Here is a 15,616-nt window from a genome sequence, read left to right on the forward strand (position 1 = left end):
TGGCGCAGACCACCATTCGGTGCGGGCGAGAGGGAGCCATGTGGTACTACCTATTCAAGTATGTCTTCATGGGTCCACTTTTCACGCTGCTCGGACGACCGAAAACTGAAGGCCTGGAAAATATTCCGAAATCCGGGCCAGCCATTCTGGCCAGCAATCACCTTGCGGTGGCGGATAGCTTCTACCTTCCGTTGGTGGTTCGTCGGCGCATCTGGTTCTTGGCGAAAGCCGAATACTTCACCGGCACCGGCCTGAAGGGCTGGATCAACCGCTGGTTCTACAGTGTCTCAGGCCAGGTGCCGATCGACCGCACCGACGCCGATTCCGCGCAGGCCGCGCTGGACTCCGCCCAGCGCTTGCTCAACCAGGGCAGGCTGCTGGGCATGTATCCCGAAGGCACGCGTTCGCCCGATGGTCGCCTCTACAAGGGCAAGACGGGGCTGGCCCGGCTTGCCCTGCACACCGGGGTTCCGGTGATCCCGGTCGCGATGATCGGCACCAATGTGGTGAACCCGCCGGGAAAGAAGATGCTGCGGTTCGGCCGGGTCAAGGTGCGGTTCGGCAAGCCGATGGACTTCTCCCGGTTCGAGGGTTTGGCCGGCAACCATTTCATCGAGCGGGCCGTCATCGACGAAGTGATGTACGAGCTGATGGAGCTGTCGGGTCAGGAGTACGTCGACATCTATGCGGCAACCGTCAAAGACGGCAGCAACTCGGATACAGACGCCGCGCGCATTCCCGAGACAGCCGCCGGCTGAATCAACTCGCGGCCGGTACCGGCGTCGGCGTTGGCTTGGGGGAGCGCTCCGAGGCCCTTGGGGTGCTCACGGTGAGTTCAGCGACGACGATGACCGCCAGCGCCCACCACACGTAGGACATCCCGACGAGCTGGCGCCACCAAGCCGCGGCCACCTCGTGGTGTTTGGGCAGCAGATCGATCGGCGTCCAGCGCATCAGCGCCAGCCCGGTCACGGTGATCACCGCCAGCGCGACGTTTCCGCGTCGCCAGGCCAGGACACCGGTGACCAGGACCGCCGGCAGCATCCACACCCAATGGTGCGACCACGACACCGGGGAAACGACCAGTCCGAACAGCGCCACGCAGATCACCGCCAGTGTCGGCTCGCCGGCGCGCAGTACTCGTCGCATCGCCCACACCGTCGCGGCCAGCACCAACAGGCACGCCACCAGCCACAGCAGCTTGGCGGCATGCTCTCCGAGACCCAGCCGGGCCAGGGCGCCGGCAATGTTCTGGTCGGTATTCAGCGCGGCCTCACCGATACGGTCGGTGTGATGCAGCGTCTGGGTCCAGTACTGCCAGGAGTCGCCCCAGGCGAGCACGAAACCGAGGAGCGTTGCGACCACGAACGACAGCACCGCCGTCACCGCCGCCCGGTTGTCCCGACGCAGCAAGAAGTACAGCAGAAACACCGCCGGAGTCAGTTTCAGTGCTATGCCCAGGCCAAGCAGCAGCCCGCGTGGCCACGGCGTGCGCCGGGGGAAGCAGTCGAGGATCACCAGGGTCATCAGCACGGCATTGATCTGGCCAAAGGCAAAGTTGGAGTTGATCGGCTCCAGCCAGATCGACGCGGGAACGACGATGATCACCGACAACCACAAGCGGCGCAACCAGGCCGGACCCGGCAGCACCTTCGACGTGTTCCACACATCGAGGCGGGACAGCACGACCGCGGTCGACAGGAGCAGCAGCACCAACGTCAACAGCGTGATCGCGACGCTGGCGGCCGGCATCTGCAGCCACGCGAACGGGCTGAAGACGATGGCTGCCAGCGGGGGATAGGTGAACGGCAGGTCCACGATCGGTGTGTGGAACAACACGTCGCCGTTGTGCAGGCCGCCGTGTGCGCCGCTGTACAGCGGATGTCCGTCCAGCCACGCCTGGGCGCCCATTTGATAGATGTCGATATCGATGCGGTACGGGGTATGGCCGAAGAGCTGCCAGGCCAGATGACTCAACGCCACCGCCGCTACCAGCCAGAGCAGGCACCACAACAAGACCCGCCCGAGTCGACCGCCCACCTCGGGCAAGTGCCATTTACTCATGTCGCAAGACAGCCTAATCGGTATCGCACCGTCACCACGTCCTGCAGCGCGGCTTCCGGCCCGCCGCGACGGGTGAGCGTACGTTTTTGTTGTGCTCCACTGGCTGCAGCATGACATCGTTGACCGCGGCCGGCTGCCGTTGCTGTGCTGCCTGCTCGCCTTCATCCTGACTTTCTTCGTCACCCGCACCTGCGTGCGCTTCATCCGCCATCGTGCTCACCAGGGGCGGCCCGCGAGGTGGTGGCACCCACGCAATGTCCACATCGGCACGGTGCACATCCACCATGTGACCTTCGGCGTGCTCCTGGTCATGATCTCGGGGCTGACTTTGGTGACCCTGTCGGTCGACGGGCGAAGGCCCGAATTTGCCATGGCCGCAACGCTTTTCGGAATTGGGGCGGCCCTCGTGCTGGACGAGTACGCCCTGATATTGCACCTGGCCGACGTGTATTGGGAGGAAGACGGTCGCAGCTCGGTGGATGCGGTCTTTGCCGCGATAGCGGTGGCCGGGCTATTGATGCTGGGCATGCACCCGCTGATGCTTTTCCTGCCCATCCGGGATGGCGGCAATTGGGTCTGGCTGCAAAGCACGTTGGTCGGCGGGCTGGTGTTTACGCTGCCGCTGGCGGTGGTGGTGCTGCTGAAGGGCAAAGTGTGGACCGGTTTGCTGGGGATGTTCATCGTCGTACTACTGGTCATCGGGGCGATCCGGTTGTCGCGCCCACATGCGCCGTGGGCCCGCTGGCGCTACACGCGGCGACCGGCCAAGATGCGACGCGCAGTGCAGCGCGAACGCACCTTGCGCCGCCCGGTGGTACGCGCCAAGCTGTGGCTGCAGTGTGCGATCGCCGGCACGCCTCGGTTGCCCGATGAGCGCGCTGTCGACGCCCAGCTCGACCTCGACGTGCACCCGGCTCCGCCCCCCGAAGGCACCGGCCCCATCCTGATCGCCAGATAGCGGCCGGCCGGATTGCCCCTAAGCTTTCTGGGTGCGTTATTTCTACGACACCGAGTTCATCGAGGACGGCAGCACTATCGAGCTGATCTCCATCGGTGTGGCGGCCGAGGATGGCCGGGAGTATTACGCGGTGTCGACGGAGTTCGATCCCGAGCGCGCCGGAAGCTGGGTCCGCGCGCATGTTTTGCCCAAGCTGCCGCCGCCGGCCTCGCAGCTGTGGCGCCCGCGCCGGCAGATTCGCGATGACCTGGAGACGTTCTTCGGCGTCTCGACCGCCGGCGACACCGATCCGATCGAGCTGTGGGCCTGGGTGGGCGCCTACGATCACGTCGCTTTATGCCAGTTATGGGGTCCGATGCCCCACCTGCCGCGGTCCATACCGCGCTTTACCCGTGAAGTACGGCAGCTTTGGGAGGACCGCGGGCGTCCACGGCTGCCACCGCGCCCTCGCGATGTGCACGATGCGCTGGTCGACGCCCGCGACCAGTTGCGCCGATTCCGGATCATCACGGGCGAAAACGATTCGCAGCAGCGTTCGCCCTGATCAGCCACTGCGAAACCGCGGTTACCATAGACCGATGAACTGGACTGTCGACATCCCGATCGACCAGCTGCCGCCGCTGCCGCCGCTGCCCGCCGACTTGCGGGCGCGGCTGGACGCCTCGCTGGCCAAGCCGGCCGCCCAGCAGCCCAGCTGGCCCGCCGACCAGGCCGCGGCAATGCGTACGGTGCTCGAAAGCGTGCCACCTGTGACGGTGCCCTCGGAGATCCTGCGGCTGCAGGAACACCTGGCCCTGGTCGCCAAGGGTGAGGCATTCCTGTTGCAGGGCGGCGACTGCGCGGAAACGTTCACCGACAACACCGAGCCCCACATCCGAGGCAACATTCGCGCGCTGCTGCAGATGGCCGTGGTGCTGACCTACGGCGCCAGTTTGCCGGTGGTGAAGGTGGCTCGCATCGCGGGCCAGTACGCCAAGCCACGGTCGGCCGACACCGATGCGCTGGGCCTGAAGTCCTACCGCGGCGACATGATCAATGGCTTCGCCCCGGACGCCGCGGCCCGGGAGCACGACGCGTCGCGGCTGGTACGCGCCTACGCCAACGCCAGTGCGGCGATGAACCTGGTGCGAGCGCTGACGTCGTCGGGCCTGGCGTCGCTGCACCTCGTCCACGACTGGAACCGGGAATTCGTCCGGACGTCGCCGGCCGGCGCGCGGTATGAAGCACTCGCCACCGAGATCGACCGGGGCCTGAGGTTCATGAGCGCCTGCGGGGTGGCCGACCGCAATCTGCAAACCGCCGAGATCTATGCCAGCCACGAGGCTTTGGTGCTCGACTACGAGCGGGCGATGCTGCGGCTGGCCGAAGACGAGAATGGCGAACCGCAACTGTATGACCTGTCGGCGCACACCGTCTGGATCGGCGAGCGGACGCGGCAACTCGATGGCGCGCATGTCGCGTTCGCCGAGGTGATCGCCAACCCGATCGGGGTCAAGATAGGCCCCACGATGACCCCGGAATTGGCGGTCGAGTACGTCGAGCGGCTCGACCCGCACAACAAGGCGGGCCGGCTCACGTTGGTGAGCAGGCTGGGCAACAACAAGGTCCGGGATCTGCTGCCGCCCATCGTCGAGAAGGTCCAGGCCACCGGTCACCAGGTGGTGTGGCAGTGCGACCCGATGCACGGCAACACCCACGAGTCGTCCACCGGCTACAAGACTCGCCACTTCGATCGCATCGTCGACGAAGTCCAGGGCTTCTTCGAGGTGCATCGCGCCCTGGGGACCCACCCAGGCGGCATCCATGTCGAGATCACCGGTGAGAACGTCACCGAATGTCTCGGCGGCGCACAAGACATTTCAGACCACGACTTGTCCGGCCGCTACGAGACGGCCTGTGATCCGCGGCTCAACACCCAACAGTCGCTGGAGCTGGCGTTCCTCGTCGCCGAAATGCTGCGCGATTGAGTTGTTCAGAGCAGTCCGCTCAGGTGGACGCCAATGGTGAACGCAGCGGTCGCGACCAGTCCGGTTAGCGCCAGCACGATCGCCACCCAAATCAGCACCATGCGCCGCGAATGCTGGCGCGCCCACACGAACTCGTCCATTGCGATACCGGCGAATTGGCCTGACACCGGTTCGTATTCGTACTCGTCGGCTTCGGAGTCGGTGTCGGACTCGGCGCCACGGAATTCGGGGTCACGGAATTCGGGGTCACGAAACTCGGGCTGCGGCCACTCCTCTGGGTCGCGGGTGAACTGTCGGGTCGGGTTGGGCACCGGCGGCTTGCGGGCCGGTTGCTGACTGATTCGGCTGTGGTGCAATGCCGCGGACCGGTGCTGGGCGGAGTTGCGCGGCGCGGGCACCCGGAAGTCCGGCAATCCGAGTTCCTCGACGATCGCGTCCAGGTCGGCGGCCATCTCAATGGCATCGGCGTAGCGCTGCGCGGGATCCCGGGCCGTAGCGCACGCCACAAATTCGTCGAATTGGGTTGGCACACCGTCGATTAGGTCGCTGGCCGGTGGCACATCGTGGTCCAGCCGCTGGTAGGCGATCGACAACGCGGTGTCGCCGGTGAACGGTGTGCTTCCGGTCAGCAGCTCGTAGGTGAGAATGCCGGTGGAGTAGACGTCGCTGCGGGGGCCGGCGTTGCCGTCGCGAACCTGCTCTGGGGATAGATACGCCGCGGTCCCCAGAATGACGCTGGTGGAGGTGATTCCCGCGGCGGCGACGGCGCGCACCAACCCGAAATCGGCGATCTTGACCTCGCCGTCGTCGGAAATCAGGACGTTCTCCGGCTTGACGTCGCGGTGCACCAGCCCGGCCCGGTGCGCGGCGGCCAGCCCGCCCAGCACCGGCCGCAGCACCGCCGCCACCGCGTGCGGCGGCATCGGGCCCCGCTCGAGCAGCAGCTCGCGCAGGGTGCCGCCCTCGATGAGCTCCATCACCAGAAACGGGTGCCGGGCATCCAGGCCCTGGTCGTATACCGCGACCAGCCCGGGGTTCTTCAGCCGGGCCACGGTACGGGCCTCGAGCTGAAAGCGGGTCAGGAACTGCTGGTCGCCCGCATAGCGCGCATCCATCACCTTCAGCGCGACCGGGCGATCCAGGCGGACGTCGAGGCCCCGGTACACCGTCGAAGTGCCGCCGCTGGCGATCTTGCTCTGGATCAGGTAACGGCCATCCAGCAGGGTGCTGTCCAGCGGGTCAACCACGCCGCCATCGTAGGTGGCGGCGTGAAATGAGTAAGAGAACGTAGCCGAAAGGCGCAGACTCGGCGCCCGACCAGGATCTACACTGGCGCGGTGGGCAGTATTCCCGCCGGCGACGACGTTCTGGATCCCGACGAGCCAACCTACGACCTGTCTCGGGTCGCCGAATTGCTCGGCGTGCCGGTCAGCAAGGTGCATCAGCAGCTACGGGAAGGCCATCTGGTCGCGGTGCGGCGCGACGGAGGCGTAGTGGTACCCCAGGTGTTCTTCACCAACACCGGCCACGTGGTCAAGAGCCTGCCGGGCCTGTTGACAATCCTGCACGACGGCGGCTATCACGACACCGAGATCGTGCGATGGTTGTTCACCCCCGACCCGTCGCTCACCGTCACTCGTGACGGCTCGCGAGATGCCTTGAACAACGCGCGTCCCGTCGACGCGCTGCATGCCCATCAAGCACGGGAAGTGGTGCGCCGCGCCCAGGCTATGGCGTACTAGCCACCTCAGGCTCGGCAGCGGCGGGCTCCGGAGATTTGTACAGGTAGTACCAGGCGATCAGCGCAAACGCGGTCGCCAGACCCACGTGCAGCCAGGAATACATGCCATGTGATCCGTCGGGTTTGAAGATCACCATGATCCAAGTCGAGAAACCCGCGATGACCGCCATGGCCGGTCGCGACTGGGCCAGTGGGGCCAGCACCGCCAGCGGCCAGGAGTAGTACCACGGTAGGGCGGCTGGGACGAACAACACCACGATCAGCATCGCCCAGACAATGCCCGTCAGTGCGGCCCGGTCGTCGCGCCGGTACCGCCACCACAACACCGGCAGTGACACCGCGATGATCAAGATTCCGATCAGCCGATTGATCCGCAGCAACGTATAGAAATCGATCGAGAACAAGCCATGGCCGAAGGCGTGGATCAGGTTCGCCGCCGCGGTCGGCACCGTCAGCCAGTTGATGATCTTCACCGAGCCCGCCAGTGCCGACAGCCAGCCCAGGCCGACGCCGGCGACCGCGGAGAGCACCGCGAACACCGCCAGGCAGATCACCAGTGATGACAGTGCGGCGGCCAGGAACGCCAAGACCGGCCGGTAGCCCCGCTCTTCGCGCAGATGACGCATCCACACCCAGAACAGGAACGGCAGCGCCAGCCCGGCGGTGGCCTTCACCGCGATAGCGACGGTGAGCAGCGTGATGCCGGTGACATGGTGGCGCTGCAACGTCAACGCGATGCCGGCCGCCATCAAACCCACCATCAGCATCTCGTTGTGCACCCCGCCCATCAGATGGATGAGCACCAGCGGGTTCAGGACGCAGATCCACAGCGCCTTGGCGCCGTCGCCGCCGACGTGGTGCGCCAGTCTGGGGGCGGCCCAGATCAGCAGCGCCAGCCCGGGCAGCATGCACAGGCGCAGCAGCATGGTCCCGGCGACGACATTGTTGCCGACGATGATCGTGACGACCTTGGCCACCAGGATGAAGGCGGGGCCGTATGGCGCGGTGGTGATGGTCCAGATGGGGCTGACGTCGTCCAGCAACGGATTCGGGTTGCCGACCGGACCGACCGCATAGGGATCGAAGCCGTCGCGCAGCAGCGCGCCCTGGGCCAGGTAGGAGTAGGTGTCCCGGCTGAAGATGGGCACCGACACCAGTAACGGTGCCAGCCAGAAAGCGGTGGTGGCGCGCATGGTGAACTCGGTGGCTTTTCCGGCTAGCGCTTGTCGGCCCAGCTTCAGCCACGCGATCACCATGATGCCCACACCGAGCCACAACAGAATCGACGACAGCACCAGCCCGTGGCCAAAACGCAACCAGGACAGGTGAATCGACTCCAGCAGCGGGTCATGCTGACGGGTGCTGCCGGCTCCCAGCCCGCCGGCGGTGATCAGTAGCGCGCCCAGCAATCCGAGCCGGGCCGGGCCGCCCTCCGGGGCGGCGGCGAAGGTGCGGAGCCGCGAAAGGTGTTGGCTGTTCATCGGATTCAGGCGGACCGATCCGTGGCCATCCTGGCCAGTTCGGACAACCCGGCTTTGGCTGCCGCGTTGATCGGGGCCGACGCCAGTGTGGCCAGCGCCCGTTGGGTGAGCGCGGCGATGCGGCTCTCCGCGGCGGCCAGCGCGCCGACCCGCTCGATCACGTCACGCAGTTCGTGCACCTGCGCATCGGTCAGCTCGGTACCGATCGAGGTCCGTAATAGGTTGGCTGCCGCGGGATCTGATTTCTCCGCCAGTTCGGCCGCCTCGGCCACGAGCACGGTGCGCTTGCCGGATCGCAGGTCGTCGCCGGACGGCTTGCCCGTCACCGCAGGGTCGCCGAACACCCCGAGCACGTCGTCGCGCAATTGGAACGCGACTCCGAGGTCGGTTCCGAACTGGGCGAAGATGTCGATGACGTCGGGCCGGTCGGCGGCGGCGGCCGCCCCGAACTGCAGCGGACGCGACACGGTATAGCAGGCGGTTTTGAAGGTGGCGACGTTCATGGCCGAGGCAATGGACTCGGCGCCGCTGGCTTCGGCGACGATGTCGAGGTATTGACCGCCCAGGACCTCGGTGCGGATGTCGGACCAGACGCGCCCGACGCGTCGCTGCGCCTCGGCCGAGAGGCAGGACTGCGAGACCCGCGAGACGATGTCGTCGGCCCAGGCTTGGGCCACGTCGCCGAGCAGGATGGCTGCCGACATGCCGAATTGGTCGGCCGGGCCGCGCCAGTTGCGTTCCCGATGCAAAGCCGCGAAGTGCACGTGCGCCGTTGGTTTGCCGCGGCGGGTAGCCGACGCATCGATCACGTCGTCGTGCACCAGCGCCCAGGCGTGCAGCAGCTCCAGCGCGGAAAACAGCAGTAGCACGTCAGGATCGGGTTCCTGGGCGGCCACGGCGCGCCAGCCCCAGTAGGCGAAGACCGGCCGTAGCCGCTTGCCCCGGCTGAGCGTGAAGTCCTCCAGCCAGGCGGTCAAGACACCGTAGTCGTTGCCCCCTGGGGAATCGATGTAGGCGGCCTCGCTGCGGCGGTCGCGCAAATACCGTCGCAACTGGTCGGTTATGGCGCCGGCCAACTCCACGGTTGCCGATGCCGCCGATGCGTCCAGGCTCAGGGCGGCGCCCCTTTCTGCTCGGCATCTCTGTAGCCCGACAGTGTATTCGGCCCGAACGCGGGTGGCGGTCATTGCCCGACGCTGCCGTTTGCTTAGACTCACTTACCATTCTCCGACAAGCGGGTAGCGTCCCCACGCACCTATGCTGTCGTGGTGACCTGAGTTAGCTGGCCGATGAGGCTCGGCAGCACAGGCTGGCGCGGCGTAGCGCGGTCGGGGAGTCAGCAATCTGAGAAAGAGGAGCCGTGTGACGCTCAACACCATCGCGCTGGAGCTGGTGCCGCCGAATGTGGACGGCGGCAAGGAACGTGCGCTGGAAGACGCGCAAAAAGTGGTGCGGTACTCGGCCGAGTCCGGCCTCGACGGCCGGATCCGGCACGTGATGATTCCGGGCATGATCGCCGAGGACGACGATCGGCCCGTCCCCATGCAACCCAAGCTGGACGTACTGGACTTCTGGTCGATCATCAAGCCCGAGCTGCCGGGCCTCAACGGCCTGTGCACACAGGTGACCGCGTTCCTGGACGAGGCGACCCTGGGCGATCGCCTTGCCGACCTGACCGCGGCCGGGATGGAAGGTGTGGTTTTCGTCGGCGTGCCGCGCACCATGAGCGACGGCGAAGGGTCGGGGGTAGCGCCCACCGACGCGCTGTCGATCTATCGCGGGCAGGTGGCCAACCGGGGAGTCATCCTGATCCCTACCCGCGAGGGCGAGCAGGGCCGATTCAATTTCAAGTGCAACCAAGGCGCCACCTACGGGATGACCCAGTTGTTGTACTCCGACGCGATCGTGGGTTTCCTGACCGAGTTCGCCAAGGAAACCGATCACCGGCCCGAAATCCTGCTGTCGTTCGGGTTCGTCCCGAAGATAGAAACCCGAGTCGGCCTGATCAACTGGCTGATCCAGGACCCGGGTAACGCTGCGGTGGCCGCCGAGCAGGAGTTCGTCAAGACGCTGGCCGAGGGCGAACCCCCGCACAAGCGCCAGCTGATGGTCGATCTTTACAAGCGGGTGATCGATGGCGTCGCCGACCTTGGTTTCCCGCTGGGCATCCACTTCGAAGCGACCTACGGCGTGTCGGCGCCGGCCTTCCAGACGTTTGCCGAAATGCTCGCCTATTGGGCGCCCGACCAGCGGGCTTAGCGGGCGGCCTGCTAACTGGGCGGCTGGTCGCCCGGCGCGGTGAACCTCGGCGAGCGGTCCCGGCTCATCCAGGCCAGCAACGCCACCACACCGGCCACCACGAACGACGCAATCCCGAGCCATATCCCCGCTCCGGTGAACGAACGGGTGTTGGGGTCGGTGTAGCGAGCTTGTGCGGTCATGGTGCTGACCACCCCTGGTTTGAGCTTCCACTGCACCACCTCGGGCTCGATGCGGTCGCCGTTGGTGGAAGTCACCGTCCCCGGGAAGGCGACGGTCAGCTCGACGTCGGCGTCGGGGTCGGTCAATGAGGTCAGGTCGGCCCGGCCCTCCAGAATGACCAGGTTGCCGTTGCGCCGCAGCGAGAGATTCACCCCGGCGGCGTCGGAGTTCATGTGGGCCAACTGCGGCAGCTCGGCGAAGGTGAGATCGGAGAACACCGCCTGTGATCCCACGTAGCCGTCGCTGTCGTAGTTCGACACGGCCACTTTCTGGCTGAACGGCACGTTGTTATCGAGCTGCGGACCGGGGTCCTTGCTGGTTTTCGGTTTGGCCGCGGCGATGATCTCGCCAGAAACCAGGTCGTCGGGCGAGATGGTGAGCGACGCCCGGACCCGCAGGCATCCGGTGGCCAGTGGCACCAGCATCAGCAGCATGACGATGGCCAGCACACGGCGCCGCCGGACAGAACTGCGTCGGGCTGGGGCTGAGGGGGAGCTCACGCGCACCAGGTCATCGTGCCAGACCCGGTGTGCCCCTTTGGCAAGCCGTCTGGGGTTATGGCCGTCTGGGGTTATAGCGGGAGCGCGCGGCCCAGGATCGCGAACGCTCGAGGGTCGCCGGCGAAGTGGTAGCCGCGGATGACGTCACTGAAGCCCAACCGCCGGTACAACCGCCAGGCCCGGTTGGCCTCGCCGTTGGTCTCCGGCGTGGACAGCAGCACATGCTCCTCGCCACGACCCGCGAGCAGTCGGCGGGCCAATGCCTCACCGAGACCACGGCCCTGCGCGCGTGGATGAATGTGCAATTCGGTCAACTCGAAGTAGCTGGTCATCAGCCGGGTGATGGCGTGCGGCGGAAAGCCGCTGCGTTGCAGGCCCAGGACCACCTGCTGCTGCCACCATTGGCCCGGGGCCCCGGGATAGCCGTAGGCCACACCGAGCATCGGCGCGTTGCTCAATTCCTCGGGCGACGGCTGGTAGTCGACGGCCGCGCCGCCGGATCCGTCGCCGGCGTTCGGCCCACCGGCCGCCTCGACATCCACGGCCGCCACCGCCTGCCAGCCACGCCGGCGGATGTGTTCCAGCCACATGGCAGAGCGTTGGTGCTCAGTGCCCCTGGGGTAACGCATGGCGTCGACATAAACACTGAGGGCTTCACCGAGACGGCGCTCCATATCGTCCGGCGGCAGATCGATGAGGAATATCGCCAACTCGGTGTTGCCCTCCTCATGTGGTGATCACGTGTCGTGCTTTTGAATCAGTATCAGACCGGGCGCGTGCGCATCGACGAGCGGTCCACGTGACCGATCATGTGATGAGTTGCACCGAATGACCATGGCGGCCCATCGCGTCCCTGTGGTATTGGCGGGATAGAATCGCCGACGAACCAGTGGTACGGCGCAGATTGACCTCGTATCATCTGAGTTAGTTGCCCGCACAACGGGCATCCGCGTTTATCGGTAGTTACGTGACAGTCTGTCGGCAAGGAGGGACGAATGCCACTCTCCGATCATGAGCAGCGGATGCTCGACCAGATCGAGAGCGCTCTCTACGCCGAAGACCCCAAGTTCGCATCGAGTGTCCGCGGTGGCGGCTTCCGGGCCCCTACCGCGCGGCGGCGCTTGCAAGGTGCCGCTCTTTTCGTCATCGGTCTCGGGATGCTCGTTTCCGGCGTGGCCTTCAAGGCGACGATGATCGGCAGCTTCCCGATTCTCAGTGTGTTCGGCTTCGTGGTCATGTTCGGCGGTGTGGTGTTCGCCATCACCGGTCCCCGGTTGTCCCGCGGCTCGGGTCACGGCGGACCGATGCCCGGTGCCTCGCGTCAGCGCCGCAACAAGGGGACGGGCGGTTCGTTCACCAGTCGTATGGAGGACCGGTTCCGCCGTCGTTTCGACGACTAGCCGCAAGACGGGCGGGGCAGCGTAAGCTGCCCCCTTTTTTGTGCACCGATCCTGCGGTGGCGCACGTGAATCTGAAGGTGCGACGCCGGGTGCGCGCCCCGGTGTCCGGAGCACCTTGAAATAGGGCGCAGTTGCCGTCTCGTGTCGCACTTGTGGCGCAGTTGTGCCCGAACCGCCCCACTTGGCCCCACCCAACCCCCCGATTCCGCTTTTTACCGTTTGAAGTGCGGTTTTTCCGTCCCGCAACGGGCCGGCACCGCGGTCGACACTCGGGCCTAGCGGACCTGACGTGGGGGATTGGTGCCCGGTCGCGACATGGACACTCGCAGACGGGGTGTTTCTGGGGAAAAGTGGGGGATTGTGGGGTATGGTGGCCGAAGTGTTTGGGAGAGGGCAGAGCAGCACTAAGTGGGAGGTGCCGCAGTGTTTCTTGGCACCTACACGCCCAAACTCGACGACAAAGGGCGGCTCACGCTGCCAGCCAAATTTCGCGACGCATTGGCAGGGGGGTTGATGGTCACCAAGAGCCAAGATCACAGCCTCGCTGTGTATCCCAGGGCGGAGTTCGAGCAACTGGCCCGCCGGGCGAGCAAGGCGCCGCGCAGCAATCCGGAGGCCAGGGCGTTCCTGCGAAATCTTGCCGCCGGTACCGACGAGCAGCACCCTGACGGTCAGGGCCGGATCACGTTGTCGGCCGACCACCGCCGTTATGCGGGCCTCTCCAAGGATTGCGTGGTGATCGGCGCCGTCGATTACCTCGAGATCTGGGATGCGCAGGCCTGGCAGGACTACCAGCAAATCCATGAAGAGAACTTCTCCGCGGCCAGCGATGAAGCACTCGGCGACATCTTCTGAGGTGCATGCCTATGCACCGTGGTCTCTGCCCGAACCGACCCTGGCGTACTTCCCCAACGCCAGGTTCGCCCCTTCGGACAGGGACCTCGGTGCACAGGCGGCGTTACGGGTAGGCGTTGCGGTGGCTGACGAACGAGCTTCGGAGCCAGGCAATTTCGGACATGTGCCGGTCTTGGCGCAACGTTGCTTCGAATTGCTCAGCCCGGCACTCACGCGCGAGAACGCGGTGCTGGTCGATGCCACCGTGGGTGCGGGCGGACATGCGGAGCGGTTTCTCAGCGAGCTGCCCGGGCTGAAGCTGATCGGACTGGACCGCGACCCGGCCGCTCTGGACATCGCCGGAGCCCGGTTGGCGCGGTTCGGCGACCGGGTCACGCTGGTGCGCACCCGCTATGACGGCATCGCTGCGGCGCTGGACGAATGTGGTTACGCCACAACCGAATCGGTCGACGCGGTTCTGTTCGACCTCGGTGTCTCCTCGATGCAGCTGGACCGCGCCGAGCGTGGCTTCGCCTACGCCAAGGACGCGCCGCTGGACATGCGGATGGACCCGGCAGCGCCGCTGACCGCAGCCGACATCCTCAACACCTACGACGAGGCCGCACTGGCTGACATCCTGTACCGCTACGGCGAGGAGAAGTTCTCTCGCCGCATCGCCGCGCATATCGTCCGGCGGCGGGCCCGCGCGCCGTTCATCTCAACCGCGGACTTGGTCGAGCTGCTCTACCAGGCGATTCCGGCCCCGGCCCGGCGCACCGGCGGGCATCCGGCCAAGAGGACATTTCAGGCGCTGCGCATTGCCGTCAATGACGAGCTGGACTCGTTGCGCAGCGCCATCCCCGCCGCGCTGGACGCGCTGACCGTCGCCGGACGAATCGTGGTGCTGGCCTACCAGTCGCTGGAGGACCGGATCGTCAAGCGCTACTTCGCCGAGGCGGTCGCCTCCCGCACGCCGGCGGATCTGCCGGTGGAGCTTCCCGGCCATGGGCCGCGATTCCGGTCGCTCACGCGCGGCGCCGAACGGGCGGATGCTGCCGAGATTGAACGCAATGCCCGTAGTGCGCCGGTGCGGCTGCGTGCTCTGCAACGAATTGGGGAGGGCGATTGATGAAGGTGAAGCGCGACACGCCAAATCGCCGCGGCGGGGATCGCCGCGCGGGGCGCGAGGGGGCGACCCGGACGCGCACGGCTGAGGCGGCATCCCGTCGCACCCGTAAGAGCACCGCGCCCACTCGCGAGATGCGGGCGCCGAAGTCGGGACCGCAGACCAGCCCGATTCCCCGGCCTGTCGACCGGCCCGCCCCGGCCAAGAACAGCAGTCAGGCCAAGGCTCGGGCAAAGGCGCGGAAAGCCAAGGCGCCCAAGGTTATTCGGCCCAAGCTGAGCGAGCGTTTGGCCACCCGGCTGGCTTCCATTGACCTGCGGCCGCGCACCTTGGCGAGCAGGGTTCCCTTTGTCGTGCTGGTGATCGGTTCGCTGGGCGTCGGCCTGGCTCTGACGCTGTGGTTGTCCACCGATGCCGCAGAGCGGTCGTATCAGCTCAGTCACGCCCGCGAGCGGACCCGGATGTTGCAGCAGCAGAAAGAGGCGCTGGAACGCGATGTGCGCGAGGCGCAATCCGCGCCGGCACTGGCAGAGGCGGCCCGCAAGCAGGGCATGATCCCGACGCGGGACACCGCCCACCTGGTTCAGGCCCCCGACGGCAACTGGGTTGTCGTGGGCACCCCCAAGCCGGCCGACGGCGTTCCGCCGCCGCCATTGAACGCCAAGTTGCCCGAGGAGGGGCCGCCGCAGCCACCGAAGCCGGTGGCGCCGCCGCCGGAGGTTTCGGTCCGGCTGTCGCCCGGCCCCGGTGATCCCGCGGCGCCCGCCCGCCCCGGTCCGCAGTTGTTGCTGCGCGCGCCGGACGGTGCGTCGACGCTGGGCGGTACGCAATTTCCGGCTCCGGGTGGCCAGTTGCTACCGGGTCAGGCGCCGGTGATTCCCGGTCAGGCGCCGGTGATTCCCGGTCAGGTGCCGGTGATTCCCGGTCAGGTGCCGGGGATCCACGATCAGGTGCCAGGCCAGCTGCCGCTGGTCCAGGTGCCGCCGGGCCAGGTGACCGCGCCGTTGGGTGCGACGCCCGCCCCGGCGCCGGCCGAAGTCCCGATCCCGCAGCAACCCGCGCCG

At 66.5% G+C, this 15,616-nt stretch carries 16 protein-coding genes; 10 read left to right on the forward strand and 6 right to left on the reverse strand.

Features of this window, described 5'->3' with window-relative positions; genetic code table 11:
* Window positions 1-38: 38 nt before the first annotated feature.
* Entirely contained in the window at window positions 39-758 is a 720-nt protein-coding gene (locus tag BST12_RS23280) for a lysophospholipid acyltransferase family protein (RefSeq protein ID WP_083115617.1), read from the forward strand.
* A gap of 1 nt (window position 759) precedes the next feature.
* On the opposite strand, the gene BST12_RS23285 is transcribed toward BST12_RS23280, so the two are convergent.
* Window positions 760-2,064 carry a glycosyltransferase 87 family protein gene (locus BST12_RS23285; RefSeq protein ID WP_083115618.1) on the reverse strand — a complete coding sequence of 435 codons (1,305 nt, stop codon included), beginning with the start codon at window positions 2,062-2,064 and terminating at the stop codon, window positions 760-762.
* A 91-nt stretch (window positions 2,065-2,155) separates the two neighbouring features.
* On the opposite strand from BST12_RS23285, the gene BST12_RS23290 reads away from it, so the two are divergent.
* Genes BST12_RS23290 through BST12_RS23300 form a run of 3 tightly spaced genes read left to right on the forward strand, consistent with a single transcriptional unit; the run spans window position 2,156 to window position 4,989 of the window.
* The gene (locus BST12_RS23290; protein WP_083115619.1) at window positions 2,156-3,022 is read left to right on the forward strand and encodes a hypothetical protein; all 867 of its coding nucleotides are present in this window, start codon (window positions 2,156-2,158) and stop codon (window positions 3,020-3,022) included.
* Between the two features lie 31 nt (window positions 3,023-3,053).
* Window positions 3,054-3,566: a polyadenylate-specific 3'-exoribonuclease AS gene (locus BST12_RS23295; protein ID WP_083115620.1), complete on the forward strand. Its 513-nt coding sequence runs from the start codon at window positions 3,054-3,056 to the stop codon at window positions 3,564-3,566.
* Window positions 3,567-3,600: 34 nt separating this feature from the next.
* On the forward strand, window positions 3,601-4,989 hold the full coding sequence (locus tag BST12_RS23300) for a class II 3-deoxy-7-phosphoheptulonate synthase (protein WP_083115621.1): 1,389 nt from the start codon (window positions 3,601-3,603) through the stop codon (window positions 4,987-4,989).
* A gap of 5 nt (window positions 4,990-4,994) precedes the next feature.
* Here the strand turns inward: BST12_RS23300 and BST12_RS23305 are convergent, their stop codons facing one another.
* Window positions 4,995-6,293: a protein kinase domain-containing protein gene (locus tag BST12_RS23305; RefSeq protein ID WP_372510894.1), complete on the reverse strand. Its 1,299-nt coding sequence runs from the start codon at window positions 6,291-6,293 to the stop codon at window positions 4,995-4,997.
* Between the two features lie 33 nt (window positions 6,294-6,326).
* Here BST12_RS23305 and BST12_RS23310 point away from each other — a divergent pair, with 33 nt between their 5' ends.
* Window positions 6,327-6,731, forward strand: coding sequence for an Rv2175c family DNA-binding protein (locus tag BST12_RS23310; RefSeq protein WP_083115622.1), 405 nt, complete (start codon window positions 6,327-6,329; stop codon window positions 6,729-6,731).
* Here BST12_RS23310 and BST12_RS23315 read toward each other — a convergent pair.
* Together BST12_RS23315 and idsA2 are read right to left on the reverse strand one after the other, a co-directional pair.
* The gene (locus BST12_RS23315; protein ID WP_083115623.1) at window positions 6,718-8,211 is read right to left on the reverse strand and encodes an alpha-(1->6)-mannopyranosyltransferase A; all 1,494 of its coding nucleotides are present in this window, start codon (window positions 8,209-8,211) and stop codon (window positions 6,718-6,720) included. The two genes, BST12_RS23310 and BST12_RS23315, sit on opposite strands and share 14 nt — an antisense overlap.
* A gap of 5 nt (window positions 8,212-8,216) precedes the next feature.
* The gene (gene idsA2, locus BST12_RS23320; protein WP_083115630.1) at window positions 8,217-9,287 is read right to left on the reverse strand and encodes a bifunctional (2E,6E)-farnesyl/geranyl diphosphate synthase; all 1,071 of its coding nucleotides are present in this window, start codon (window positions 9,285-9,287) and stop codon (window positions 8,217-8,219) included.
* Between the two features lie 286 nt (window positions 9,288-9,573).
* Here idsA2 and BST12_RS23325 point away from each other — a divergent pair, with 286 nt between their 5' ends.
* Window positions 9,574-10,470: a mycobacterial-type methylenetetrahydrofolate reductase gene (locus tag BST12_RS23325; protein ID WP_083115624.1), complete on the forward strand. Its 897-nt coding sequence runs from the start codon at window positions 9,574-9,576 to the stop codon at window positions 10,468-10,470.
* An 11-nt stretch (window positions 10,471-10,481) separates the two neighbouring features.
* Here BST12_RS23325 and lppM read toward each other — a convergent pair whose 3' ends face one another.
* Together lppM and BST12_RS23335 are read right to left on the reverse strand one after the other, a co-directional pair.
* A complete protein-coding gene (lppM, locus tag BST12_RS23330) occupies window positions 10,482-11,126 on the reverse strand; it encodes a lipoprotein LppM (protein ID WP_083115631.1) in 645 nt (214 codons plus the stop codon).
* Between the two features lie 137 nt (window positions 11,127-11,263).
* Window positions 11,264-11,902: a GNAT family N-acetyltransferase gene (locus tag BST12_RS23335; protein ID WP_083115625.1), complete on the reverse strand. Its 639-nt coding sequence runs from the start codon at window positions 11,900-11,902 to the stop codon at window positions 11,264-11,266.
* 285 nt (window positions 11,903-12,187) lie between these two features.
* Here BST12_RS23335 and BST12_RS23340 point away from each other — a divergent pair, with 285 nt between their 5' ends.
* The 4 genes from BST12_RS23340 to ftsL form a co-directional block, all read left to right on the forward strand.
* Window positions 12,188-12,592: a DUF3040 domain-containing protein gene (locus BST12_RS23340; protein ID WP_083115626.1), complete on the forward strand. Its 405-nt coding sequence runs from the start codon at window positions 12,188-12,190 to the stop codon at window positions 12,590-12,592.
* A gap of 423 nt (window positions 12,593-13,015) precedes the next feature.
* Window positions 13,016-13,447, forward strand: a complete 432-nt coding sequence (gene mraZ, locus BST12_RS23345; RefSeq protein WP_083115632.1) for a division/cell wall cluster transcriptional repressor MraZ — start codon at window positions 13,016-13,018, stop codon at window positions 13,445-13,447.
* A gap of 1 nt (window position 13,448) precedes the next feature.
* Window positions 13,449-14,555, forward strand: a complete 1,107-nt coding sequence (gene rsmH / locus BST12_RS23350) for a 16S rRNA (cytosine(1402)-N(4))-methyltransferase RsmH (RefSeq protein ID WP_139801867.1) — start codon at window positions 13,449-13,451, stop codon at window positions 14,553-14,555.
* On the forward strand, window positions 14,555-15,616 hold a 1,062-nt coding region (gene ftsL, locus BST12_RS23355; protein ID WP_083115633.1), incomplete at its 3' end, for a cell division protein FtsL. The genes rsmH and ftsL, both read left to right, overlap by 1 nt.

Origin of the sequence: Mycobacterium angelicum (assembly GCF_002086155.1) — a bacterium.
GTDB lineage: Bacteria > Actinomycetota > Actinomycetes > Mycobacteriales > Mycobacteriaceae > Mycobacterium > Mycobacterium angelicum.